Origin of the sequence: Thermococcus kodakarensis KOD1, assembly GCF_000009965.1 — an archaeon.
Taxonomy (GTDB): Archaea; Methanobacteriota_B; Thermococci; order Thermococcales; family Thermococcaceae; genus Thermococcus; species Thermococcus kodakarensis.
This window is the reverse complement of the sequence record NC_006624.1, coordinates 37,874-59,861: the sequence shown is the minus strand read 5'-3', so window position 1 is coordinate 59,861 and position 21,988 is coordinate 37,874. Positions and strand designations below refer to the sequence as shown.

At 51.1% G+C, this 21,988-nt stretch carries 28 protein-coding genes and 1 pseudogene; 10 read left to right on the top strand and 19 right to left on the bottom strand.

From position 1 onward, the window contains the following. Window position 1: 1 nt before the first annotated feature. Window positions 2–157: a hypothetical protein gene (locus TK_RS12075; protein ID WP_173254053.1), complete on the top strand. Its 156-nt coding sequence runs from the start codon at window positions 2–4 to the stop codon at window positions 155–157. On the opposite strand, the gene TK_RS00360 is transcribed toward TK_RS12075, so the two are convergent. Further along, window positions 158–994, bottom strand: coding sequence for a tRNA(Phe) (4-demethylwyosine(37)-C(7)) aminocarboxypropyltransferase Taw2 (locus tag TK_RS00360; RefSeq protein WP_011249026.1), 837 nt, complete (start codon window positions 992–994; stop codon window positions 158–160). It lies immediately after the preceding gene. Between the two features lie 129 nt (window positions 995–1,123). Here TK_RS00360 and TK_RS00355 point away from each other — a divergent pair, with 129 nt between their 5' ends. The 3 genes from TK_RS00355 to TK_RS00345 all read left to right on the top strand — a co-directional run bounded on the left by TK_RS00355 (window position 1,124) and on the right by TK_RS00345 (window position 2,597). Next, window positions 1,124–1,459 carry a hypothetical protein gene (locus TK_RS00355; protein WP_011249025.1) on the top strand — a complete coding sequence of 112 codons (336 nt, stop codon included), beginning with the start codon at window positions 1,124–1,126 and terminating at the stop codon, window positions 1,457–1,459. Between the two features lie 155 nt (window positions 1,460–1,614). Continuing rightward, window positions 1,615–2,262 (top strand): CRISPR-associated protein Cas4, encoded by a 648-nt coding sequence (cas4, locus tag TK_RS00350; protein WP_011249024.1) that lies wholly within the window; start codon window positions 1,615–1,617, stop codon window positions 2,260–2,262. After that, window positions 2,259–2,597, top strand: coding sequence for a hypothetical protein (locus TK_RS00345; RefSeq protein WP_011249023.1), 339 nt, complete (start codon window positions 2,259–2,261; stop codon window positions 2,595–2,597). Before cas4 ends, TK_RS00345 begins: the two co-directional genes overlap by 4 nt. Here TK_RS00345 and TK_RS00340 read toward each other — a convergent pair. The 6 genes from TK_RS00340 to TK_RS00315 are packed head-to-tail and all read right to left on the bottom strand — an operon-like array spanning window position 2,594 to window position 5,611. After that, window positions 2,594–3,160 (bottom strand): nicotinamide-nucleotide adenylyltransferase, encoded by a 567-nt coding sequence (locus tag TK_RS00340; RefSeq protein ID WP_011249022.1) that lies wholly within the window; start codon window positions 3,158–3,160, stop codon window positions 2,594–2,596. The two genes, TK_RS00345 and TK_RS00340, sit on opposite strands and share 4 nt — an antisense overlap. Next, complete coding sequence (locus tag TK_RS00335; RefSeq protein WP_011249021.1) at window positions 3,153–3,617, bottom strand: type II toxin-antitoxin system VapC family toxin; 465 nt, start codon at window positions 3,615–3,617, stop codon at window positions 3,153–3,155. Before TK_RS00335 ends, TK_RS00340 begins: the two co-directional genes overlap by 8 nt. Next, complete coding sequence (locus tag TK_RS00330; RefSeq protein ID WP_011249020.1) at window positions 3,598–3,798, bottom strand: hypothetical protein; 201 nt, start codon at window positions 3,796–3,798, stop codon at window positions 3,598–3,600. The genes TK_RS00335 and TK_RS00330 overlap by 20 nt, the downstream gene beginning before the upstream one ends. 44 nt (window positions 3,799–3,842) lie before the next feature. Continuing rightward, complete coding sequence (locus TK_RS00325; RefSeq protein WP_232500584.1) at window positions 3,843–4,265, bottom strand: HEPN domain-containing protein; 423 nt, start codon at window positions 4,263–4,265, stop codon at window positions 3,843–3,845. After that, the gene (locus tag TK_RS00320; RefSeq protein ID WP_143598657.1) at window positions 4,255–4,794 is read right to left on the bottom strand and encodes a nucleotidyltransferase family protein; all 540 of its coding nucleotides are present in this window, start codon (window positions 4,792–4,794) and stop codon (window positions 4,255–4,257) included. Before TK_RS00320 ends, TK_RS00325 begins: the two co-directional genes overlap by 11 nt. A 46-nt stretch (window positions 4,795–4,840) precedes the next feature. Then, window positions 4,841–5,611 (bottom strand): SAM hydrolase/SAM-dependent halogenase family protein, encoded by a 771-nt coding sequence (locus TK_RS00315; protein WP_011249017.1) that lies wholly within the window; start codon window positions 5,609–5,611, stop codon window positions 4,841–4,843. Between the two features lie 49 nt (window positions 5,612–5,660). Between TK_RS00315 and TK_RS00310 the strand changes: the two genes are divergently transcribed. From TK_RS00310 to pgsA, 3 genes are read left to right on the top strand one after another with little or no spacing between them, the layout of a single operon-like run. Next, a complete protein-coding gene (locus tag TK_RS00310) occupies window positions 5,661–7,259 on the top strand; it encodes a transglutaminase domain-containing protein (RefSeq protein WP_011249016.1) in 1,599 nt (532 codons plus the stop codon). Window positions 7,260–7,264: 5 nt separating this feature from the next. Beyond that, on the top strand, window positions 7,265–7,798 hold the full coding sequence (locus tag TK_RS00305) for a tRNA (cytidine(56)-2'-O)-methyltransferase (RefSeq protein ID WP_048053622.1): 534 nt from the start codon (window positions 7,265–7,267) through the stop codon (window positions 7,796–7,798). A gap of 10 nt (window positions 7,799–7,808) precedes the next feature. After that, window positions 7,809–8,378, top strand: a complete 570-nt coding sequence (gene pgsA / locus TK_RS00300; RefSeq protein WP_011249014.1) for an archaetidylinositol phosphate synthase — start codon at window positions 7,809–7,811, stop codon at window positions 8,376–8,378. Window positions 8,379–8,448: 70 nt separating this feature from the next. On the opposite strand, the gene TK_RS00295 is transcribed toward pgsA, so the two are convergent. Continuing rightward, window positions 8,449–9,153, bottom strand: a complete 705-nt coding sequence (locus tag TK_RS00295) for a TIGR02253 family HAD-type hydrolase (protein WP_011249013.1) — start codon at window positions 9,151–9,153, stop codon at window positions 8,449–8,451. A gap of 151 nt (window positions 9,154–9,304) precedes the next feature. On the opposite strand from TK_RS00295, the gene TK_RS00290 reads away from it, so the two are divergent. Further along, window positions 9,305–9,583, top strand: a complete 279-nt coding sequence (locus tag TK_RS00290; RefSeq protein ID WP_011249012.1) for a hypothetical protein — start codon at window positions 9,305–9,307, stop codon at window positions 9,581–9,583. Here the strand turns inward: TK_RS00290 and TK_RS00285 are convergent. Beyond that, window positions 9,564–10,133 (bottom strand): ASCH domain-containing protein, encoded by a 570-nt coding sequence (locus tag TK_RS00285; RefSeq protein ID WP_011249011.1) that lies wholly within the window; start codon window positions 10,131–10,133, stop codon window positions 9,564–9,566. The genes TK_RS00290 and TK_RS00285 overlap by 20 nt on opposite strands. Continuing rightward, window positions 10,130–10,468 (bottom strand): ASCH domain-containing protein, encoded by a 339-nt coding sequence (locus TK_RS00280; protein ID WP_011249010.1) that lies wholly within the window; start codon window positions 10,466–10,468, stop codon window positions 10,130–10,132. The genes TK_RS00285 and TK_RS00280 overlap by 4 nt, the downstream gene beginning before the upstream one ends. Window positions 10,469–10,540: 72 nt before the next feature. Between TK_RS00280 and TK_RS11775 the strand changes: the two genes are divergently transcribed. Together TK_RS11775 and TK_RS00275 are read left to right on the top strand one after the other, a co-directional pair. After that, on the top strand, window positions 10,541–10,708 hold the full coding sequence (locus tag TK_RS11775; protein ID WP_011249009.1) for a class III signal peptide-containing protein: 168 nt from the start codon (window positions 10,541–10,543) through the stop codon (window positions 10,706–10,708). Window positions 10,709–10,721: 13 nt separating this feature from the next. Beyond that, complete coding sequence (locus TK_RS00275; protein WP_011249008.1) at window positions 10,722–11,924, top strand: A24 family peptidase C-terminal domain-containing protein; 1,203 nt, start codon at window positions 10,722–10,724, stop codon at window positions 11,922–11,924. A 137-nt stretch (window positions 11,925–12,061) separates the two neighbouring features. Here the strand turns inward: TK_RS00275 and TK_RS00270 are convergent, their stop codons facing one another. From TK_RS00270 to TK_RS00230, 9 genes and pseudogenes are all read right to left on the bottom strand, one after another. Further along, a complete protein-coding gene (locus TK_RS00270; protein WP_011249007.1) occupies window positions 12,062–12,691 on the bottom strand; it encodes an HAD-IB family phosphatase in 630 nt (209 codons plus the stop codon). Between the two features lie 42 nt (window positions 12,692–12,733). Then, a pseudogene (locus TK_RS00265) lies at window positions 12,734–13,383 on the bottom strand (protein-L-isoaspartate(D-aspartate) O-methyltransferase). A 43-nt stretch (window positions 13,384–13,426) separates the two neighbouring features. Then, the gene (locus TK_RS00260) at window positions 13,427–15,421 is read right to left on the bottom strand and encodes a hypothetical protein (protein WP_011249005.1); all 1,995 of its coding nucleotides are present in this window, start codon (window positions 15,419–15,421) and stop codon (window positions 13,427–13,429) included. Further along, window positions 15,418–17,157 (bottom strand): archaellar assembly protein FlaJ, encoded by a 1,740-nt coding sequence (flaJ, locus tag TK_RS00255; RefSeq protein ID WP_011249004.1) that lies wholly within the window; start codon window positions 17,155–17,157, stop codon window positions 15,418–15,420. The genes TK_RS00260 and flaJ overlap by 4 nt, the downstream gene beginning before the upstream one ends. A 10-nt stretch (window positions 17,158–17,167) precedes the next feature. Next, window positions 17,168–18,790, bottom strand: a complete 1,623-nt coding sequence (locus TK_RS00250) for a type II/IV secretion system ATPase subunit (RefSeq protein WP_011249003.1) — start codon at window positions 18,788–18,790, stop codon at window positions 17,168–17,170. Between the two features lies 1 nt (window position 18,791). Further along, complete coding sequence (locus tag TK_RS00245; RefSeq protein ID WP_011249002.1) at window positions 18,792–19,490, bottom strand: ATPase domain-containing protein; 699 nt, start codon at window positions 19,488–19,490, stop codon at window positions 18,792–18,794. Window positions 19,491–19,529: 39 nt separating this feature from the next. After that, on the bottom strand, window positions 19,530–20,015 hold the full coding sequence (locus tag TK_RS00240) for a flagellar protein G (RefSeq protein ID WP_011249001.1): 486 nt from the start codon (window positions 20,013–20,015) through the stop codon (window positions 19,530–19,532). Next, on the bottom strand, window positions 20,015–20,539 hold the full coding sequence (locus TK_RS00235) for a flagellin (protein ID WP_011249000.1): 525 nt from the start codon (window positions 20,537–20,539) through the stop codon (window positions 20,015–20,017). Before TK_RS00235 ends, TK_RS00240 begins: the two co-directional genes overlap by 1 nt. A gap of 24 nt (window positions 20,540–20,563) precedes the next feature. Then, window positions 20,564–21,988: a FlaD/FlaE family flagellar protein gene (locus TK_RS00230; protein ID WP_011248999.1), complete on the bottom strand. Its 1,425-nt coding sequence runs from the start codon at window positions 21,986–21,988 to the stop codon at window positions 20,564–20,566.

The window sequence follows — 21,988 nt, the reverse complement described above, 5'->3', positions numbered from 1 at the left end:
AATGAATCAGAACCTAAAAGCCTGCAAGAACTGCCGCTGGTTCGGCCCGATAGATTCCTGCCTGCCGAACCACGGGATATGCAGGAAGCACATGAAAACCGTTCACATGAACTTCGTCTGCGACGACTGGGAGCCTCTCTGGGGAGAAAGGGAGTAGCTACCTCTTGTAAACCCCGATATCGACAACAACGTGCCAGACTCCTGGGGCGTAGCGCTTTATCACCAGCTCCTTCAGCTTCTCAGCCTCGTAGCCGTGCTCCCTTGCGATTCTCTTGAAGGTTGCGAAGGGTTCCTCAGGCCTTAGCCTCTCTGGAACGGTGTTGTGATAGTGGATTATTGCCTCATCTTTCGCTATGCTCAGGGCTTTTGGGATGAACTCATGGGTAGTGACAACATACCCCATGAGAATCCTGTCGGCGATGTTTTCTGCGGGAAAGTCGCGGTTGTCCATGTTGTACGGCGTCATCAAATCCTGAACGCCGTTGAGCCAGATGTTCTCAACCAAAAAGCGGAAGGTGTAGGGGTCTTTTTCGATTGCAATGACCCTAGCACCCTTGTGGACGGTCATCGGAAGACTGAGATGACCGATTCCGGCGAACATATCAACTACAAGCTCGCCAGGCTTGGCTACCTCTGCCATCCTAACGCGCTCCTTTACGTTGGCGGGTGAAAACATTATCCTAGCAACGTCCAGCTTGTACTTAACGCCGTTTTCAACGTGAACCGTAATAGTGTCGTTCCCATACAAGAGCTCGTAGTCGGGCTTCCTTGTTTCGCCGTGGATGTGGCCTTTTCTCAATACTGCCTTTGCGCCGATAACTTGAGCATAAACTTCGGCTATCCTCCTTTTGTAAGGCTCAAGCTCGGGTCTTAGCGGGAGAATTAAAACGTCCCCTATCTGAACCCAGTGCTTGGGGAGGAGAGATACAAGCTCAGGAGGAAGCTCCTTTGAGAGTATTTCCCGTATTCGAGGCTTGATTACCTGCGTCCGCATCGGAGTAAACACGGGGATGAGCTTTAAAAGGGTTCCGTCGTTTCGTCAAAAAACGATGAGAAAGGCTTAAAAGATGAAACGGCGAGAGATAAAAATAGACAACGTTTGAACCGGAGGTCGATGAAGGGTATGGAGGACGAACCCCCGAATAGTCGGTTTTTCGGCCTTTTGGGTAAGAAGAAAGAAGAGGCTGTTTTGGAGCAGACCCTCAGCAGGGAGGCCTACGAAAACTACCGCCGGCTTTTGATGAGGGCCAGACCCGAAGTTATGGGCTCGAAGCTCGTGGTACACCTTCCCGACGCGGATATTGAGCTTGACGAGGGCAGACTGAGGGTCAAGGCCAGAAATAAGAAGAACGCCGAGAAGGTTTTAAGGAATTTGCACCACTATGAAAGCCCCCCGAGCCTCTGGCCGGCCTACGGGCTGAGCTATTCGATAAAGCGGAAAAGACGAGTTGTCCTCTGATTCAAACCAGAACCTTTAAATTCTTCCCTCCCTCAACTTTTCTTCGCGGATGACGACCCTTGCCCAGTCTGAACTGTGATGACGTCGGTATTAGCTGACGCAGGGGCGGGGAGGTTTGCGGGCCGATGATCCGCCCCGCTTATGGAGGTGAAGCGATGAACGGCAACGAAGAGGGCGACGGCCTCATCGAGTTCTACGCCAGCGAGGCCCTAACCTGCCCGAGGAGGATTTACTTCAGGCTCAAGGGATATCCTCAAAAGTGGCCGGAGTTCGTGAGGGTCAGGCTCAACCAGGGCATCAACACCCACCAGATACTCGGACAGATACTTCAGGAGCGCTTTGGCGTTGAACTCGAAAAGCACCTTGTCCTGCGCTCCAGCAAGCTCGGATTCGAGATACACGGGCGGATAGATGCATTTAAAGACTTTCCAATCGAGATTAAGGGAAAGACCAGCCTGCCAAAGGTGCCCTACGACTACCACCTTGCCCAGCTCAACGTCTATCTTCGATGGGCGGAGGCTGAATACGGCTACCTCTATTACATAAAGCTACACGAAGAACCGATGAAAATCATCAACAAGCTGGACATCTCGTCTTTCCCCGTGATAAAGGGCCCCAACTTCAGGGTTTTTGAGGTGCCCTACGACAAATCCCTGTTCAAGGAAACACTTCGCCACTTCTACAAGGTTAAGAAAGCCTACGAAAACGACCGTCTTCCCGAGGGCTGGAAGAGCTATGCCTGCAGGTTCTGCCCCTACAGGCACATCTGCTATCCGGATAGGGACTGGGAGGACTCGGAATGAGGCTTAAACCCCTTATGATCTCAACGCTCCTCCTGACCATCTACGGGCTAATGTTTATGGCGTATTACTATCGAACGGGCTCCGAGGTTTATCTGGCGTTCTCACTGTTTGCTCTGGCACTGGCATACGGGACAGGTAAAGGAAACAGAACCGCTGTTAAAATTGCACTCGTCTTTGCTGGCCTTGAGTTCCTGATGGCGCTTTTCTACCTGATATCAGGAGCGCTGTTGTACGCGGTGGACGCCGCTATGAGCTTTTTCATAATTCACGACGTAATGGGCTACATCGGGAAGGTTTATCAGGAAGAAAAAGAAGAGACGCCCGAGCAACTTTAAAATTCTGGAATCCTTATCGGCGCCTGAAGCTCCTTCTCCGAGCTTTCCAGGTTCGTTGCAAGCATCTTTATCCTCTCAACGCCCTTGATCTCCCTAATGAACTCTGCAACGCTCCTGGGAACGAGCTCTTCCCAGGGCTCACCCTCGACCATGCGCCTCCTTATCTCAGTAGCAGAGAGAATGTCCTTCCTGAACATCGGCTGGACGATGACCTCGTAGCCCTTCTCTCTGAATAGCTGGGCAACGAGGGAGTTACCAGTGAAGACCACGTCAAAGCGCGGAACCATGCTCACAACGTAGGTCGCCCATATGGCGTTGAAGTTTATGTCAGGGAGCGGGATTAGGTAGTATCTCTTTTCAGTTAGCTCCGCCTCCTCAAGCGCCCTTATCAGCATCTCCATTCTCTCGCTCGTTGTGAACGGGTTCTTCAAGGTATGGCTGGCCTGAGCGCTACCGATGCCAATGATTACCTCATCGACCTGCGAAAAAACGAATTCAAGAGCCTTTATGTGGCCGTTGTGGACGGGCTGGAAGCGGCCGACGAAGAGGCCTCGCTTAACCATTTGAATCACCTCCATTGCCCAAACCACAAACGCACTCAACTCCCTCCTCAGTTGATGCTTTCTTAAAATCCGAGTCCATAGTGACTAGTGAAAGCTCATAAAACTTGGCTGTGGCAAGGATAATTGCATCGTTCGGCAGGAGGCCGTATTTCTTTAGAAAACCAAAGGCCATATCGCTGATTTCTTCGGTAATCGGCAGTTCTACAAAGTTGTCCCTTAAGAAGAGGTAGAGCTTTTCGATTTTATCTCCGTATGCATTTATTTCCCTAACGCTGTTTCTGAGTGTCAAGTAACTCTTCCCGGTTACCTGTTTAATGAACACAAAGAGAACCTCGCTGAAGATTATGGGATTTATGAACTTTGGATTATCTTCTAAGGACTCAAGCAGTTCCTTCGCCTGGGGATTTCCTCTGAGGGCCTCCAGAATGACCGAAGAATCAACCAAATACCTCTTCATAGAACTCCATCCTCAGCTCTTTTGCCGATTTTTCTGAGGGCATCATTCCAAATATGTCCTTAACTTTCACTCTCGGCTTTTTCTTGGCCTTCCAAAGAGCCTCCAGGAGCACCGAAAGTTCCTTTTTGAAAATTTCTTCCATCCCATCAGGGACTACTACCCTAACGTTCACCTCTCCCATCTTCCCACCACTCCCATGTCTTCCTCAGGACTGATAACGTTTTCTCATACCAGCTTTTCAACAACTCCTATAAACTCCTCAATCTTCGGAAGGATGTCCGTGATTTCCTCAGGGTCTGGAGAGAAACCCACGTCGTACTGGGTTTGATGTCTCAGGTTTCTGACGTAGTCCAGATACCTCACCCACTTAACGTCGAGAAGGCCAGGTTTTACGTAGAATTCCCTGAGATAAGCTGAAATGCAAGCGTGACTCTTCTCCCGCCATCCATCTTTGAAAAGCAAAGCCCTCGCAGCATGAAACATTGCAAGGTAAGCCATTACGAGTGCACCGTCGTATATCCCCATCTCAAGGTTCTTTCGGGATGACTCCAAGAAGGAACGTGCCTTGCGAATGCTAAGGCGAGCTAGTTCTCGCTGGGGCTCCATTCGCCTCAGATAGCCCTTCTCTACGCACTCCTCAAACCTCACCGAGTTCACCCCACAGGACAAGGGAGGAAAGTTTGATACCCCAATATAGGTACGGGTTTTCTTCCTTCAAACGGGCCAGTTTTTCCCTCGTAAGCACGAGAAGATCGATTTCCCTCTCAGTAACAGTTTCAAGCTCCTCTTTGAATTCCATAATCCTGAGCGGGTCGTTTTTTTCAACTAAAACCCATATGTCGAGGTCACTCTCGGGCCCGTTTTCACCGCGAGCGAAGCTACCGTAAACACCGAGGGCGAGCATCCACTCTTCTCTTAGTGGAAGAATTTTATCCCTGAGCATCCAGAAGTTGAGGAACCTCTTCGTTTCCCTGAGCTCTGCCCCAGACTTTAAGAAGAACTTCCTCCCCTTTTTCTCCAGCAGCCCAAGCCCAAGGAGTTCTTTGAGGTAAAGCGAAACCAGCCCCTTGCTGATTCCCAGTGCACCACTTACCTCCTCAACCCCAAACTCCTCTTTCTCCAGTATGTATTCAAGAATCCTTTCCCTCTTTTCCGTTGATGCGATCCTGTGGATCATGGTGAACACTCCCGTTCAAGATTTTTGAACCTTTCGTTCAATATTTTTAAACGAGCCTCGCCCTCACCTCATCACCAACCTTAAGTCCGAGCCTCTCGGCAGCGGAGCCCTGGTTTACGGCTATCTCAAGGTAACCGTGGCTTCCGGGCAGGGCAAGGAGTTCTCCGGGCTTGACCTGACCGTAGGTGTCGAGGTACGGGATTCTCAGGCCAAAGTCGGGGAGTTCAACTTCCCTCGGCCTTCTGTAGTCCTCAAGGTTCAGTATGACGTTGCCGAAGTCGTCAACGTAGATAACTTTGAGCAACCATTCATTTCCCGCATTCTTTGGCTTGACGTCGAGTTTGACTAGATCCTCCAGCGGAACCTCAACGGCGAACTCTTCTGGCGATACTCCCTTATCGATGAGCGCTCCCGCCGGTCCGAAGACGTCCCTGCCGTGGAAGGTCGAGCTAACCTCCCAACCTGTGAAGCGCCTGAGTTCCTCAACCTCGATCGCCCACGCCTTCCTCGGTCTGATGTGCTTGAGAGGAAGCGTGGCCAGACCGTTGTCAGGAACGACGAGCCACTGCTCGCCTTGGATTATTACAGCCCGCCTCGAAGTCCCAACTCCAGGGTCTATCACCCCCACATGGACCGTTCCTTTAGGGGAATATTTTACTACCTGCTCCATGACAAACGACCCTTCGATAATGGAATGGCGCGTTATTCCATGGGTAATATCAACAATGGTTGCGTTTGGGTTTATCCTAAGCATTGCCACATTCATCTCGCCAACGTAGGGCCCCCTCAGTCCAAAGTCCGTCGTCAGGGTTATCACTGCCATCACCCAAAGCTTATTAACTTTCAAAGAATTTAAAGGGTTTGATATGAGATGGAGAAAACGTGCTGTCCTCCCCATGGCAGTTGTCCTACTTGTGGTAGCGTCGGGATGCCTATTCAAGCCTCCCGCTCAGGTGACATTTTCTGTGGACAAAACCTCGGTTTATCCCGGCGGAATTTTTCATATTATAGTCACGATAAACAACACCGGAAAAGTTGGAATAACCGGTGTCACTTTAGTGCTCTCAAGAGATGACTTCAGAATTCTTCAAGAACCTGAGTTCCCCAAAGTTCTGAAAGTCGGAGAGGCTACCCAGCTAATATGGGTTGTACAAGCCCCCGAAAAACCTGGGATATACTCTCTCCAGGTATCCCTCGAGATTAAGGACGAGCTGAAAAGAACGTGGACGGGGTTTTACGGGAATTTCAGGATAACAGTCACAAAGCAAAACCTAGTGCCAGCTAAAATAGGTTTGGAAGTCAATGCAAGCAAAGAAGTCAGGGGTGGGGAGGTCGTTCAGGTTGTGCTTAAAGTCAGAAACGAATACGAATCTCCGATAAAGATATTTGACGTTAAAATCTCTCCGCTCCCTGGAATGGAGATTCGCCCAGTATCGCAACTGCCCATTACAATTGATCCCCACGATCAAGCCATTCTTAAGTACAATATATCCACCCCCTACGCATACAGGGAGGGCTTTGTGTCAGTAATTGTCCATTATACTTTGGGAACATCAAGAGGGACTTCAATAACAAGTTTTCCTCTGAAAGTCATTTGGAAACCCTGGGAGGCAAGTAGAGAAGACCTTCTCAGAGCATATGGCGAATACTACAACATCCTTCGGGAGAACAGAATAGTCGACGGGTACTGGGAAGACAAGTTCAACTCAACATCGGCTTTTGAGGCTTCGTTCTTTAAACCCATTGCAACGGCCATAGTTGAAAATGCAAGCTCCGAATACGATGCAGCACTGAAGCTATACCAATGGATAAATGCCTTATACCCCCTCTCAGAAAACACAACTACCCTTGATCCCGGCAGAATCTTTAGAAAAGAAGCCATAAGCCCGACAGAAGAGCAAATACTCCTCACGGCATTTCTCAGGTCCCTAAACATTCCCGCGCGAGTCGTGTCACTGTTTGATGGAGACGACTGTACCTTAAGACCCATAACAGAATTTTACACTGCAGACGGCTGGTACATAGTTGATGTAAAACACAGTTTCATCGGAACTCTGGACGAGTACATAGCAAGCCCATATTTCCCAAGGATATACCAGACGATCTCACAGGAAAACTATAGAATAGTAGCTCAGATGCCGGAGGACGCATACCTCCACGAACACGAAGACGTTACTGCGGACTTCACGGTAAACCTTGATTCCCGTATCTACGGCATCATAAGGAAAAGGCTTCACCCGCAGCTGGTTTCCAAACTTGATATGGTGCTCGCAGGCCTGAGTGAAGAAGAACGTCTTTATGCACTCTTCCTCTTCGCTTCAGCCCCCAACGATGAACTCAACATAGTGCTGAGTACGAAGGACGTTGACACCATTCAGAAAACGATAAAAGCACTTTATGAATTCTACTGGGACGTACCATGGAAGGATGACTTTAGTGCTTACTGGGAGATACTAAGAGGGTGAGGAAGATGATCGCAGTCCTCAGACTTGGACACCGGCCTGAGAGGGACAAGAGGATAACGACACACGTAGCACTGACGGCAAGGGCCTTTGGAGCCGATAAAATAATAATAGCCGCAGAAGAGGACGAGCATGTCAAAGAGAGCGTGGAAGACGTTGTGAACCGCTGGGGCGGTCCTTTTGAAATTGAATTCAACCCCAGCTGGAAGAAAATCCTGAGAGAGTGGAAAGATAGGGGAATCATAGTTCACCTCACTATGTACGGAATACACATTGATGACGCAATTCCCCGCATAAAGGATGAGCTGAAATCTGGAAAAGACCTCCTTATCGTCGTCGGTGCAGAAAAGGTGCCGAGAGAGGTCTATGAGATGGCGGACTACAACGTGGCCGTCGGCAACCAGCCCCACAGCGAGGTTGCAGCTCTGGCTGTCTTTCTAGACAGGTTGCTCGACGGTGCCGGCCTTAGGAAGGAATTCCATAATGCGAAGCTCAAGATAGTCCCCCAGGAGCGAGGTAAGAAGGTCCTTCAGCTCGAATGAGGTGGCAGAGATGCTCAACAGGTACAGGGAGAACGTCAAAGGTTACCTTGAGGCCATCGTAAAACCTCTAGCAAAAGCCGGTGTCACACCGAACACGATAACGTTCATAGGCCTCCTGATAAGCCTGCTTGGAGCGTATCTCTTCTACCTCCAGCGCCCAAGGCTCGCCGCAGTGATCCTCCTCATAGGCTCTGCCATAGATGCCCTCGACGGAACGCTGGCAAGAATGACTGGAAAAACGAGCCGCTTTGGAGCGTTCCTGGATTCTACCTTTGACAGGATAAGCGATGGTGCAGTCCTCTTTGGAATAGCCCTCGGCAACCTCGCGGACTGGCGCTTGACTTTCCTGACCTTTATGGGTGCATACCTCGTCAGCTACGAGCGCTGTAGGGCAGAGCTTGCAGGCTCAGGAACGCTCGCAGTTGGAATAGCCGAGAGGGCTGAGAGGTTATTGATCCTGATGGCGTTCTCCCTTGCTGGGGCAGAGTACGTGAAGTGGGGTGTTTACATCGTCGGCGTGCTCGCGTGGATAACGGTCTTCCAGAGAATGTGGGCGGCCTATCAGAGGCTCAAGGAGTGAAAGAAGAGGGGAATGATGATAATTTCGCTAAACGAGGCAAACGATGAAGAGCCCTGCCGTTGCTGACCCCCTAACCCTTTAGACCCTTAATTATCCCCACGACCTCTGAAAGTCTTGAGACAATGAAGTCGCAGTTTTCCCACAGCTCCCTCTTTTCCCCATTTGGATCGAGGAGCACACTGGTCATTCCAATGTTTTTTGCCCCTACACAGTCCTTTTTCGGGTTGTCCCCGACGTAAAGAGCTTCCTCTGGCTTGACACCAGCCTTTTCCAGAGCGAGCTGAAACGGCCTCGGATGGGGCTTGAAAAAGCCAGCTTCTTCACTCGTTGTTATGCTGTCGAAGAGGTCGTATATTCCGAGGGCCTTCAAGTGGGCAGTGATGTAATCGTTGTCAGAGTCGGTGATTATACCTACATGAAGGCCCATACCCTTGAGGGCTTTTATTGTATCCACTGCATCTGGAAAGAGCTGGCCGTATTTTTCGTGCATCCTTATGCTTATCTCCCAGAAGTCCTTGGGCACTGTAAAGCCGTATCTCTCAGCGACCCTCCTCATGGCCTCAGTGTCCACATCCCTTATTTTCACTGCTTCCTTACCCGCGAGTTCTGAGAAGAGCGCGGAGCTCTCTTCCTCGTAGGCCCTCCAAACTTCTTCAGCGTCCAGGTCGCCCCGGCCAGCTTTTTTCAGTACTTCCCTGACTATGTTCAGGTGAGTCACGTTTTCGCCAGCCTTCGTTATGAGCGTGCCAACGAAGTCAAAGAAGACAGCTTTCATTAGTATCACCAGCACTCCTTATTCTCCATATCTTAAAAGAGCTTTCTGACATTATGACAACAATAGACCGAAAATAGTTGGACAACTGGGCACAAATTCAGAAAATCTTTGGAAAAAGATATAACTCCCAGTTGAGCACAAACCAGAGGTGATGGATATCGAGGCGATACTGCTCGTATGGGGCGTGAGGGACGAAATCCTGAGGGAACTTCCCGTCGAGGGGCAGTGGCTCTACGGAGAGTACGACTTCATAGCAAGGGTGGACTTCTCCAGCGACTCCGAGATGGAGGACTTTGAGAGGCTCCTTAGAAAGATCATAAACGGCAACACGTTCAAGCTCATGCCAGTAAAGCTCTCGGCGAGTAAAACTGATGTAAACGGAGAGGAGAAGATAACGATCCTGGAGAGCGTTAAAGTTTCGGCCCCATGATACCCTTCTTTTTCAGCTCTTCATAGGCCCTCCTCAGGGCCTCCCTTATCAGGTACCTTTTGTTCAATCCGCCGAGCCTATAGGCGGCCTTTCTCAGGCTTCCCGTTCTGAGGAACAGCTCTATCAGTTTTCTGTCCTCCTCTGGGAGATCGAGATATTTAAGGGCCTTTTCCGCGATTTCAACCGGCAGGTTGCCCTCGTAGGCGTAGTCAGAGCTCATAACGGGCCTATCAAACTTCTCAATGAGCCGAAAGACAATAACATGAGCAGGGGAATTATCGTTTACGTACTTATAGTGCTCCTTGAGCGCCCTTATCAGCTCTTCCCTGCTGGAGAAACCGTCCAGAAAGGCGTCTTCGTCCGTAAGCTCACCGACGGTCTTGCTCTCAACTCTCTCTATGACTGCCTTCCCAAGGGCATAGCCACCAGCGTGGATGAGCACTGTGTCGCCCTCCTTGAGGTTTGGCTTCCTGCCAAGTCTAACAGTCGCCCGCTTTTTCCCCCTCAGTATGTCCTCCGCATACCTCCCGTCGAATTCGAGGTGCCTCATCTCCCCTCACCGAGGAGCTTGAATTTGATAGCAATCACACCGTAGCGGTTCTCCTTCCATTTGGGGTAGAGGTTGTGAAACCTCTTCACAGCCCGTTCGAAACTCGGCTCATCTGGAAAGATTTTCTTTATTGGTTCTTCCCTGAGAACCTGTCTGAATGTCTCGTACTTCTTCACTTCCGTTACGACGGCCGGGATGGAGTCGTTGAATATTATCTTGTCCCCCGGCCTAATGTTCCTGAACTGGGGGTATGCAACCCTAACCTCAATCCTCTTCTCACCCGAACGGATGAAATTTAGATACTCGTCCTTGACAAAGAGCCTGTAGACCTTCATTTTTCCCTACCGAGATAAGCTCAAATAGAAACTTTTAAAGGTTTGGAGTCTAAAAAATATAAGGTGCAAAAAATGAGGCGCAGGGCACAGGGGGCACTGGAGTACCTGTTCATGCTTGCGGCGGTTCTCGTTCTCGTAGCGATAGCCATTAGAGTGGCGACGAACTCGACAAACGAGCTGAACAAGTCGGTTACAAACTATACAAAGGAGATTAGGAAAAAAATCCTAGAAGACCTGTGATGGCGGTGATAGAATGGAGCTGATACCTCTTCTGATGGGCCTCCTAACTGGTATTTTAACGTCATATACGGACATAAAAACGGGCTTTGTCTTCGATGTCCACGCGTTCCCAACACTTCAGCTCATTGGAAAACTGCTCGGATGGGAAGAGGAGGAAGAGGACGTTGGACTTCCCAGATGGATTGAAAGGATAATCATACCCTCCGCCGAGATCGGAATTCTTTACTACCTATACCTCGGACTCAAAAGCGGGGACGTTCTCCTGGCGCTCTCCGGACTCATTGGGCTTTTTGTGGGCTTTGGACTCGGCCTTTTCCTGTATTACATCGGCGCCTGGGCCAGCGGTGATGTAGTAATACTAGCCGCGTTCTCCGCGCTTCTCCCCCTGGCCCCCCCGACCGCCAAGATTGTGCCACCGTACGGCGATGGATACCCGTTTTATCCAGTCGCAATACTGTTCAACAGCATCCTTGCGGTCTTTCCGTTTATAATAGCCTACGCGCTTGGAGTACTGGTGGTGCGGAAGGAAACAGAAGATATCAAAAGAGTTTTCACTGAAGGCATTAGGACAACAATTGAAGCAACGCTGTGGATAATGTTCGGGATAGCAGTTACTGCCCTGCTGAACCTCAACAGACCCCTGCTCGGACTTCTCGTGACCATCCTTGCGTTTCCGATATTCCTCAGATACCGCACAGTGGGGGACATCCTCGGAATTGCGGGCGTTCTCTACCTGACGTACCTCCAGCCAGATACGACCCTCTTCGCCCTGCTAAAGGTGCTTGCAACTATTTACGCCGTGAAGGTTCTTCTCTCGACGGCAAAAATACTCCGGGGAAAAGTCCTCGTGGAAGAAGTCCCAGTTGAGGAGCTCCACGAATGGGATATCCTTGGTGAGACCATTCACGAGCTCAACGGCGAGGTAAAGCGCGAGAGAGAAGGGACCATTGAGAGGTTCAAGAGAGCACTCTCGACATGGGACTTCTCCGAGATTAGGCCAAAAGTGGGAAGAGTGGTAGCCTCACCAACCGCCGAGGGCCTCACCAAGGAGCAGATCGAAGAGCTGAAGAAGCTCGTTGAAGAGGGGAAGCTGGAAAACAGGTTCCTGAGAAAGAAGGCGATGCCCTTTGCACCTGCCATATTCCTCGGCTTCCTGATAAGCTACTTCTGGGGGGACATCTTCTGGTGGCTGGAGCTTAAAATGATGGGCCTTTAAAGTTTTAAAGATTGAAACCAAAAGTCTCTGGGCCTGGCGTCCCGCCCTCCCCGGGGAAACGTGAACCGGGGCTTCCTGCCAGGCCTACACCGGGGGATGAAGAGCTTTTGCTTTGCTGACTGTGATGAGCACGCCCTTCACTGACCCCGTATCAGCTCTTCGATTATCTCCCTGACCTCGTAGAGGCTCTCGACGTTGTGGTCGCCCTCAACGCCTTCATGGGGGTTTATGGCTATTGCCACATCGGCCTCCATGAACATGCTGATGTCGTTGTAGCCGTCGCCAACGGCCACGGTCAGCTCCGGCTTCAGCTCCTCCTTGAGCCTGCGAAGTATAGCGCCTTTTCCCTGGAAATCAACAACCGGGTTAACTTCGCCGGTTATCCTCCCTTCATCGTCGAAAATCAGCTCGTTAGCGTAAACGTAGTCAACACCAAGTTCTTCGCCGACCCTCTTAGCGAGGCACATAAGTCCGCTGCTCAAGATGGCTATTTTAAAGCCGTTTTCCTTGAGGAGCTCGATTAACTCCTTCGCACCCTCCATGTACTCAACGGAGCTGACCCACTCCAGTATCTCGTCTTTGGTATGCCCTTTCCAGAGGGAAGCATCCCAGTCTCGCCACGTGGCGTAGTCTATCTCGCCCTTGAAAAAGGCCTCCGCGTACTCCTTTCCCTTCTCCCAAGTCCCAAACCTCTTATGGAGTTCGACCCATCCCGAAACTGACCTAACAAGCGTGCCCTCAAGGTCAAAAGCTATGAGCCTGACCATTTTACCACCTGAATAAATGGAGGAAGTAGTCTACTTAAAAGGCTACTCCCTCCACCCATACTCCCCGATGAGGGGGACAAACGCAACTCCGCCGTGGTTCCAGACCTTAATTGAGCCATCGGGCTTCTTAACTACCTCAAGCAAGTCCTGCCAGAGGTGGTAGCTTCCAACGGGGATTATCAGCTTCCCCCCTGTTTCAGCTGTTCAACGAGGGGCCTTGGAATATCCGGAGCGCCGGCCGTCACTATAATCCTGTCGTAAGGAGCCTTCGGCGGAAAGCCTTTGGTGCCATCGCCGAGAATTACATGGACGTTCTTAACCCCTGCTCTCTCGAGATTCCTCCTCGCGAATTCAACGAGTTCTGGAATTCTCTCGATTGTGTAAACATCGGTCTTCACGAGCTCCGAGATAAGCGCCGCATTCCATCCACTCCCAGTACCAATCTCAAGGACGTTCATGCCGGGCTTCAAGTCGGCAAGCTCCAGCATAATGGCAACCATATGCGGAGCGGATATAGTCTGACCTGAGGGGATGGGAAGCGGCTCATCAACGTGAGCGTATTTCTTGTAGCGGTCCTCAACGAAGAGATACCGGGGATATTTGAGAAATGCTCTCCTAACGGCCTCACTCTTTATTATCCCTTCCCTGACCAAGTTCTCAACAGTTCGTTTCCAGAGGGCATCCAAGTCCACGATTATCACCGATAAGAAGTGAAAGAGAGAAAAATAAAAATCCTCATGACGACCTGCTCATGTACCAGGCAATTCCTATGATCACCCCAACACCGATGGCAACACCAACCCCAAACCAGAGGAGCTTTGTGGTAAGGGGCGTGTAAGGCACTTCCACCGTGGACGTTGTCGTTTCTGTTTTGTATTCAGTAGTTGTGGTTACGTTGGTTATGGTTGCAGTTACAGTAGTCTTATTGCCCTGAGAAGTTTCAACAGGGGAGACAGTCTCAGTGACATGTTCAGTTTTTGTTATCACGGTCGTTTTTGACGAGATAACCGTGAAGAAAAACTTAACTGGTGAGTATTCACCGTAGGGAGTCTCAACAAGCGCCGTGATGGAGTAGTTACCCGGAGATGATGGAACCAATTCTAATACAAGAGTCTCTTTGTCTCCAGGACCGAGGCTCAGGGGAACGACAACTGCACCATCCTTCAGTGCCATATCCTTGGAGAGTTCAACACCAACCCCAGGAGGTATTCTTATGCTTAGATTCGCTGGGATGCTGACGTCACCTTTGTTCTCCACGGTAATGGAGAGGTTGAAAGGAGTCCCCACTGGAACGCTTTCGGGGCCCGTTGGAGAGACATTGTACTTAATGGTGGAAGGCTCAACGGTGACGTTTGCAGTATTGGACGTGAAAGTTAAGATAGTACACTGACCACAAGCCAGCTCAAAGGGCGCCAGCACTGTTGCATAGGCCTTCCCGAGCTCAACCGTCCCATTTTGAATTGGAACTACTTTGAACGTAAAAGCTGCCTCTTTACCCGGGGCGATCGAGTCAATGGAAACAGTGTTATCCGAAACGAGCTTCAGGCCCTTTGAGGGCTCGAAAGTTATGAGAGCATTCTTAAGAGCGACACTGCCCGTGTTTTTCACCCTAAGCACCACGTCAAATGGAACGTACTGCTTAATTTTCGTATCCTTAACTTCAAGAGACATCAAGAGATTTGCAGTCTTGGTAACATCTGGAAACTCGCTTGGATCCAAGAACACAATGAATTCGGCACTTTCGTCAGAGATGCTCTCCAATCCTATTATCGCACCGGGATATGCCAGAACATAGGATATCTCACCCAATCTAAGGCGGCCCTCCGCCAACTTCTGGCCACAGTTATTGAGGAGCGACGCCTTGACAGCGTCCCCCAGTGGATAATCATATCTCAGAATGTAAGGCCCAACCGAAGCCGTTTGTCCGGGGCTGAGCTTTATCTGAGCATCCGGGACAGTCTCAGCATCTATAGAAACTGCCAGGAGATTAATGGAAACCTCCGCGTATCCCTTACAGTTGTCGCAGTCTTCCTCACCCAGCTCTCCAACTATGGTGGCACTCTTCAGATCCACCACAAACGATCCTACAGTCTGGGACTTTCCAGATTCAAGGGTGTAAGAGTTTCCATCAATTTCAAACACCGCACCCGAGACTACTTTCTCGCCGGACTTTGATGCCCATATTTTAACGAGCTTAACGTAATGATCCCCAACCGTAACGTTCTCGCCGGGATTTAGAATGCCGTCAAACACATTCGGGGTAGAATTGACCTTTACTTGGAGATGGCCTATCTTGAAACTCGATTGTGTGAATATTTTGCTTTCCCCTTTATAAGTCGCGTTAATCTTAAAACCCTTCTGATCGACGCTCAAAACCCTAAAGCGGTAGTCGCCGATAACCAACTTATCACCAGCGAGCAAATAAGAGTACTGCAAGCTAATTACCGCAAAAGACTCAGAGCCAATGTACGCACCCTCGTACTTAAATTTAAGGTCATTTATGGATACGTTTTCACCTGGCGAAAGAGTCAGTGATCTGTAGTGAGAGCCGTCCACGTAGACATCAACCATCAGTTTGCCATCAATGGAGAGGTCCCCAAACCTCAAGTTGATACCATCAACAGTAACAGACCCGGGGAGCTTTACCATGGCTTCGGCAGACAGCGAACTCACTGGAACGCTCGTAGAAACCAAGAAAAAGAGGGTTAAAAACAGAAGAACCTTCTTCATGGCATCACCCCCAGCAGATACCCCACAAGTTGGGCAACTTCTGTACCTCCGCTACTCGTGCCCATCATCCTCGCCATCAAGGTCTGGCCGAGATACATCCCGACGGCGAATATCCAAGCCAGAATGACGAAGTATTTGGCGGAGCCTAGTATGTGCCCCCCATCGGCCAGCTTGATAACCAGGGCCGAGAGCAATGAGTGGAGAACCATCATCGTCAGCATTATGTACATCAGAAAAGTCATACCAGTCGGAGGTATCACGTGTATTATGTCGCCAATGTAGTTCGCGGCAGCTCCGAGATCCATCTTCGAGAACAGATCGTTTATTGAAACAGCCACCTGAAAGGACGCCGCGAGAGCAAAAGCAAACGCTCCAGTAAGACCGTAGATTATACCTATAAAGCTCGCTATGCTCTGCTGCCTCTTCCTCCTGAGCCTAACGATCCTCTCGAAGTTCCTGCTTATGACCAGACCCACGTAATCTGGCTCGGCACCCATGTGCAGGCTCTCCCTGAATATCTCGGAGAATATTCCTATGAGCCAGCTTCCAGTTCCGGCGATGAAGAAGTCCCAAGCCCTGTCCCTGTCAACCCTGATGGCGAGCCTCCTGTAGAGAGCTTTGATGTCGTCCGTGAGTGACCCAAAGTCGTGGGCGCTGAGGTACTTGAGAACGAGGACGAGGGATGCACCGCTGGCGGCAAGGGAAGAGCTGAGGCTCCTGATGAAGGCCGGGAAGTTCTCGTCCTTCCTGAAGATGCGCTTTTCCTCTCTGTCGACCACCATTCCGAGGTAGTAGAACGGGGTAAGAACCATGGCCACCACGAACGGCTCGGGAATGCTGAACCTCTGCCTGATAAACAGGAGATAAACCAACGTCAGGATAACGGTTCCAATACTGGAGTAAATCGCCGCCATTTTGATGCGTTCCCTCTTGGGATCCCTTATTCCCCTGCTGTCGGCCCAGATCGGGTCTTCTGGCATCCTGAACTTGACGACGAGCAGAACACCGACTTCTGCCGCTATGATCATGAGGAGCGCGTAGAGGCCCATCCTGCCTATGTCCATTCCCGTAATGATCGGACCGATGATGATGAACGACGCTATGAAAACGACTGAAATGATGATCGACTCGTATATCTCCTTGAAAACATCGAGATCATAAAGCGCTCCCTCGTAGAAGGTCTCATAGTCGTCCATAACGGTCTTCTGCTCCTGGAAGAGGTATTCCTTCAGGTCAACACCGCTGTCAAGGGAGTAGGCAAGCCTGTCGAGAAAGTCTGCGAACATCTTGCTCGGGGTTCTCCTGGCGAGAAAGCGGAATGCTTCCGGCATCGAGAGGTGGAGTTTGTTAACAATCGTGTGGACTTTCTTCAGCTCACTTGCTATTGCACCCAGCTTTGGATCCTTGGCGAGTACTGCCACAAGATCGCTTCTGCCCATCTCGCTCGTGGAGAGAACCGCAAAGTACGTGATGAAGTACGGCATCTTCGAGTTTATCGAAATCTTCTTGGAGTCGGCCACTACGTACGGATAGGCAGCAGCGTAGATTATCAGAACTATCGGGATTAAGAACATTAAAACTTGGAGACTCCGGGCAACAGGAAGAATCCTCGTTATAAATCCGATGACTATGAAAAGCACCGCTGAGATTCCAAGGTAGGGCAGAAGAATGCCCTTAAGGTAAGCCTCCATGCTTAGGTCGGCCTTGGTGAAGACGCTGGCTTTCTCTTCGGGCATTTGCATCACCTCAGATCCTGAAGCTGAGGCCCTCGATACCCTTGAGATAGAAGGCCTTGATCTCCCTGTAGACGTCCCAGTAGTTGGTTATGCCAAGCTCGACCATCCTTTGGAGTATCCTTGCCCTCAGGAAAAGCTCGTTATAGATGTCCTTGGGATCCTCATAACCCGCTATCTCCGCTATCTTCCTCTCCAGGATGTACGAGTTGTTGAATCCACGGAAGATGTGTCTGTCAGATACCGAGTCCCACTCGAAGACGTTCCTCGTTGCCACACCGCCAAGCTCCTCGTAGTAGCCCTCAATCTCAACGACGCTGATTGTTCTCCTGAGGAACTTGCCCTTAACGTAGACCGCCTGCTGGAAGACCGCTATGTTCAGGTTGTCGATGAAGGTTATCGGAACGTTGATCGGGTGGCCAGTAAAACGCTGGATCATCTTCTTGATGTCGCCCGCGTGGAAGGTCGCCATAACCGGGTGGCCGGTCTGCATTGCTTGGAAGGCTATGGCACCCTCGGCACCACGAATCTCACCGACGATGATGTAGTTCGGCCTCGAACGCAGCGCCGCCTTCAGGAGATCGAAGAGCGTAACCCTGCTCTCCTCAGGGCCCCTCTCACGGGTTATGAGTCTCTGCCAGACCGGGTGGGGAACCTGGACCTCAGGAGTGTCCTCAGCAGTATAAATCTTTGACCCAGGCTTGATGAACGGGATTATGGCATTGAGGAGAGTAGTCTTACCAGAGGCCGTCTCACCACAGACGAAGACGCTCATGCCGTACTCAAGGGCAATCCACAGGTAGGCTGCCACCTCGGCGCTGAGCGTGCCCCAACCTATGAGCTGGACTATGCTTATTGGTGTCGCCGAGAACTTACGGATGGTCGCGCTCGGACCCTTTATTGAGATGTCAGGTGAGTAGATGATGTTGATACGGGAGCCGTCTGGCAAGGCACCGTCGACTATAGGCGTCCTGTCGCTCACAGGCCTTCCTATGCGCTCCGCCATGTTCTTGAAGTAGTCGGCCAGCTTGACATCGTCGCCGAAGTCTATGTTGGTCTGCATCATCTCGAATATCTTGTGGACGAGGGAAACGTTGTGGGCACCTATGATGTGGATATCCTCAATGTACGGATCCCTGGCTATTGGCTCCAGCGGGCCTATACCGATGATGTCGCGCTTTATGAGGTAGCGGAACTTCTCCATCTCGTCCTTGGTTATGGTGAACTTTGCCCTCCTTCCCTTCGCCAGGCTGAGGACGGCCTCATCGAAGAGGGCATCGAGGAATCTCTCGAACTCCTCCTGATCCTCGGGGATGTCCCTGGTCGGCGCAAGCTCTAGTATCTTGTCCTTGATGAGCTTGTACTTTTCCTCCTCCTCAGCGCTCTCTATCCTCGGCTCTATGACAATGTAGCGCTTTTCGGCGGTGGCGGGGTCCGTATAGATGTGGACGAATATTGGGTCTCCGACGGGGTAGAGTATGTTGGGATACGGTATGTCCTTCATGTCCCTGCTGAGCTGGGCGTGAAACTCCGGCATCTTACCGTACTTCTTTCTGAACTGCTCAATGTACCTCCTAAGGTGGGGGTTCCTCGCCATTGCGTCTTCGAGGGTGTCACTGATAACCGCCTGCGCCATATCACACCACCGCCGCTATTTCTACTATAAGCCCGGCCTTCGGCTCAACGCGGAAGGGTATTATCTTCTGGAAGACTCCCTTAGCGTTGTTGTACTTCACAATAGTCGCGGAGTTCTTCAGATCACCGCCGAAGACTTTGACGTTGAGGCGGATCAGCATGGTCGAGGCTTCCTCAAGGACGAAGAGCGAGTCCCTGTCTATTTCCTCAGTGTTGGCGGTGAGGATTATCACCTTGTCCAGGGAGGCCATCTTCTTGACGTAGAGGAGAAAATCCCTCACGGCATCGGGGTCCTGCTCCCTGGAGAGCAGGGATGAAAACGCATCGATGATCATAACGTTTGGCTCCCACAACCTTGGCTCGCCGAAAAGCCTGCTCAAAAACTTCCTCTTCTCGCTCACACCCGAGAGAAGGGGGTAAAGCGACACAAAAACCAGCTTTTTTCTGATTAGAAAAGGGATTATGCCGTAACCCAGAGACTCCATCTGTTTGATGTACTCAACGGTGGTGTACTGACTTGAGATGTAGCTGGCCGTGTAGCCGTTCATTAGGAAGCCGTAGAGGAGCCTCTGGACAAATATAGACTTACCGCTACCCCTATCACCCTCGACTAGCATTATTGTCCCGGCGGGGATTCCACCGCCAAGGCGCCTGTGCAGCTCGTCTCCCTTGAGCTCTATCTTGAGTAGTTCCTCGACCAACGTGACCACCACCGGGAAGGTGTTATTTAACCCCAGGTCTCACGGAGATGGAGCCTTAAACACGAGGCTGCGCTTCTTGCCATTCTCAAGAACCACTGTGAGCTTGTAGTAATTTCCTGGAGTTAAGGCAGTTTCCCTAGTAACCACTATGACCCCAACTTCGTAGGGGGGCAAGGATGTTATTGAGTTGCCGTTAACATCAGTAAAGGCTAGGTTTGCGGGAGGTACGATCTCCCCGTTGATGAAGACCTGAATGGCGTCGGATGTGAACGGGATGGATGTCTTGCCAATATTCTTGATGTAAAACGTATATGTGTACGGCCCAGTTCCCGCTACCGGTATATTGGTGGGATCGTTGATTATCGCGAAGTCTGTCCTGAGCTGATCGGCGAGCATAGCGCCTCTGTCGTTCATGCCGTTAGCTATGTCGGTGGTTACATAGGCCAGTGCCCCCGCGACGCTCCCCGCGACGAGCACTGCCACCATGAACATTATCAGCTCGCTCGCTGGTCCCCCTGCGGCCATCATCCCACCTCCGCTGGACAACCCTCGCTGGTGCCATCGAGCACCACAGAACTTCCCGTGTAGTGCCAGCTCATCCTGAGCCAACACCCGTTTTCAAACACCACGGTGAGGTTGTGAACGGTACTATCACTCTTTATGTTCGTCACGTTGATGGGAACGCTCTCCGACGGAAGCAGATATGGACGATAATCAAGCAGACCAACGTTATCGTCGGAGACGTCGTATATCGTGGCATATTTACCGTCGTAAATCGCGCTCCAACCTGAAACATAGAGGGTGTCCCCAGAGTTCTGAATGTAGAGCGTGACGTTGTAATATCCATTAGTGATGGAAACCGAATACTCTCCAACCGACGCGTTCAATCCAACGAGCGTATTCAGCTGGGAAAGCTTCAGCTCGTACCAATCCTCCCGGGCGGCCTGGACAGTGGTGTAGGTGTTGTCCCATGCAGTATAGAGTGTGCTGGCGGCTATTAAAAATGAGATAAAGATGATCGCTGCACTCGCTGACACGCTGAACCCCATAGGCCGCCCCCCGATTTTTGTGCCTCAGATTCCGTAGAACTCATCGAGGGTCTTTTCGAGCATCTTGATTTCCCTTTCAAGCTTGTCAAGGACTGCCCTGTTTATCTTGAGACCCCTGAGCCTCTCGATGAAGAGCAGGCTTATGAGGTGGTCCTGGACAGTTAGCTTCTCGGCTGGTTTCCACTCTGGGTCTCTGTGGTGCGGCCTTGTTCCCCTGGCGTAGTTGAGGAGCTGGTTAAGGACTTCCTCGCTTATCCAGCCTATCTCGTAGTAGAACTCCAGCACCCTCTCAAGGTTCTGTATTCCGACCCTGTCAATCAGGAAGCCGAGCCACTTGAGCGCTATCATGGTCGAGACTATGTCCTCGGGAAGCTTCTCAAGCCTGGCCTTCCTCGGCTCCTCCTCGAAGAGGAGACTAGCTATATCCTCGGGAATCTGAAGCTGGCTTGCCATCTCAACACCACCTTCCTCCTTCTTTTCTTCCTCAACAACTTCGTGAGCGGGAACCTCTTCAACCGAAACCTCTTCGGGGGCTTCCTCCTGCGGGAGGGCTTCAACTTCCATTTCCATCTCGGGAGCGGCCTCTTCGGCCGGGACAACTTCCTCAGGCTGCACCTCCAAAGGTGCTTCCTCCGCTTCGGGGGCTACCTCCTCGACACCAACCTCGGGAACTTCTTCTACAGCCTCAGGCTGAGCTTCTTCAGGAACAACCTCTGCGGGGACTTCAACGGTCTCCTCCGTGGGGACCTCCTCTATCTCCGCAGGAATTGAGACTTCCTCACTCTCTTCCGCCGGAATCGGTGCCTCTTCGATTTCCTGCTCCTCGGCGCGGGCAACTTCCTCCTGGGCCTCGGCAACCGCCCTCTCGGCCTCAGCGAGCTCTTCCTCGCTGACCTCTTCTCCAGCCCGTATTTTCTCCTGGAGCTCTTCGAGCCTTTCTTGGGCTTCTTCAAGCTTCTCGGCAGCGGTCTTAGCTTCCACCTTCTCCTCAAGCTCCTCGATCTTCTTGTGGAGCTCTTCGAGCTTCTGAACAACCTCAGACGGAACTTCTTCCTTCTCTTCTCCACCCTCAAGGATTTCCTCAAGCTTTCCGATCTTCTCGTGGACTTCCTCTACCTTTTCAGAGACCTTCTCAGCCTTCTTTTCGTGGACGTCAAACTTTGCTGTTTCAAGGGTCTCAACGAGCCTGGTGAGCTGCATGCTGAGGTCGGTCAGCCTCTTGCCGAGCTCGTCAACTCTCTTGCTGAGTTCCTCGTACTTGGTCACCTGGTTGCCGTAGGTTTCCAGCACCTTCTTGACTATCTTCTCCAGCTGCTCGTAGGTGAGGTTGTCCTTTCTGGCTATGAGCTTCTCCCTGAGTTCGTTGATTATGACGCTGGGAACCTTGCCCTTCAGCTCTGAAAGCTTGGCGTTGATGTCTGCCTCTGTGACGAGCCTTGCCATCTCCAT

Bases quoted from the DNA above. Each gene is read 5' to 3' on its own strand.
- TK_RS00285 (WP_011249011.1), bottom strand. From the start codon at position 10,133: ATGAGGCACCTCGAATTCGACGGGAGGTATGCGGAGGACATACTGAGG.
- TK_RS00310 (WP_011249016.1), top strand. From the start codon at position 5,661: ATGAGATGGAGAAAACGTGCTGTCCTCCCCATGGCAGTTGTCCTACTT.
- cas4 (WP_011249024.1), top strand. From the start codon at position 1,615: ATGAACGGCAACGAAGAGGGCGACGGCCTCATCGAGTTCTACGCCAGC.
- TK_RS11775 (WP_011249009.1), top strand. From the start codon at position 10,541: ATGAGGCGCAGGGCACAGGGGGCACTGGAGTACCTGTTCATGCTTGCG.
- TK_RS00305 (WP_048053622.1), top strand. From the start codon at position 7,265: ATGATCGCAGTCCTCAGACTTGGACACCGGCCTGAGAGGGACAAGAGG.
- TK_RS00270 (WP_011249007.1), bottom strand. From the start codon at position 12,691: ATGGTCAGGCTCATAGCTTTTGACCTTGAGGGCACGCTTGTTAGGTCA.
- TK_RS00340 (WP_011249022.1), bottom strand. From the start codon at position 3,160: ATGGTTAAGCGAGGCCTCTTCGTCGGCCGCTTCCAGCCCGTCCACAAC.
- TK_RS00360 (WP_011249026.1), bottom strand. From the start codon at position 994: ATGCGGACGCAGGTAATCAAGCCTCGAATACGGGAAATACTCTCAAAG.
- TK_RS00355 (WP_011249025.1), top strand. From the start codon at position 1,124: ATGGAGGACGAACCCCCGAATAGTCGGTTTTTCGGCCTTTTGGGTAAG.
- TK_RS00250 (WP_011249003.1), bottom strand. From the start codon at position 18,790: ATGGCGCAGGCGGTTATCAGTGACACCCTCGAAGACGCAATGGCGAGG.
- TK_RS00290 (WP_011249012.1), top strand. From the start codon at position 9,305: ATGGATATCGAGGCGATACTGCTCGTATGGGGCGTGAGGGACGAAATC.
- flaJ (WP_011249004.1), bottom strand. From the start codon at position 17,157: ATGCCCGAAGAGAAAGCCAGCGTCTTCACCAAGGCCGACCTAAGCATG.
- TK_RS00280 (WP_011249010.1), bottom strand. From the start codon at position 10,468: ATGAAGGTCTACAGGCTCTTTGTCAAGGACGAGTATCTAAATTTCATC.
- TK_RS00235 (WP_011249000.1), bottom strand. From the start codon at position 20,539: ATGGGGTTCAGCGTGTCAGCGAGTGCAGCGATCATCTTTATCTCATTT.
- TK_RS00240 (WP_011249001.1), bottom strand. From the start codon at position 20,015: ATGGCCGCAGGGGGACCAGCGAGCGAGCTGATAATGTTCATGGTGGCA.
- pgsA (WP_011249014.1), top strand. From the start codon at position 7,809: ATGCTCAACAGGTACAGGGAGAACGTCAAAGGTTACCTTGAGGCCATC.
- TK_RS00320 (WP_143598657.1), bottom strand. From the start codon at position 4,794: ATGATCCACAGGATCGCATCAACGGAAAAGAGGGAAAGGATTCTTGAA.
- TK_RS12075 (WP_173254053.1), top strand. From the start codon at position 2: ATGAATCAGAACCTAAAAGCCTGCAAGAACTGCCGCTGGTTCGGCCCG.
- TK_RS00230 (WP_011248999.1), bottom strand. From the start codon at position 21,988: ATGGAGATGGCAAGGCTCGTCACAGAGGCAGACATCAACGCCAAGCTT.
- TK_RS00335 (WP_011249021.1), bottom strand. From the start codon at position 3,617: ATGAAGAGGTATTTGGTTGATTCTTCGGTCATTCTGGAGGCCCTCAGA.
- TK_RS00275 (WP_011249008.1), top strand. From the start codon at position 10,722: ATGGAGCTGATACCTCTTCTGATGGGCCTCCTAACTGGTATTTTAACG.
- TK_RS00260 (WP_011249005.1), bottom strand. From the start codon at position 15,421: ATGAAGAAGGTTCTTCTGTTTTTAACCCTCTTTTTCTTGGTTTCTACG.
- TK_RS00295 (WP_011249013.1), bottom strand. From the start codon at position 9,153: ATGAAAGCTGTCTTCTTTGACTTCGTTGGCACGCTCATAACGAAGGCT.
- TK_RS00330 (WP_011249020.1), bottom strand. From the start codon at position 3,798: ATGGGAGAGGTGAACGTTAGGGTAGTAGTCCCTGATGGGATGGAAGAA.
- TK_RS00345 (WP_011249023.1), top strand. From the start codon at position 2,259: ATGAGGCTTAAACCCCTTATGATCTCAACGCTCCTCCTGACCATCTAC.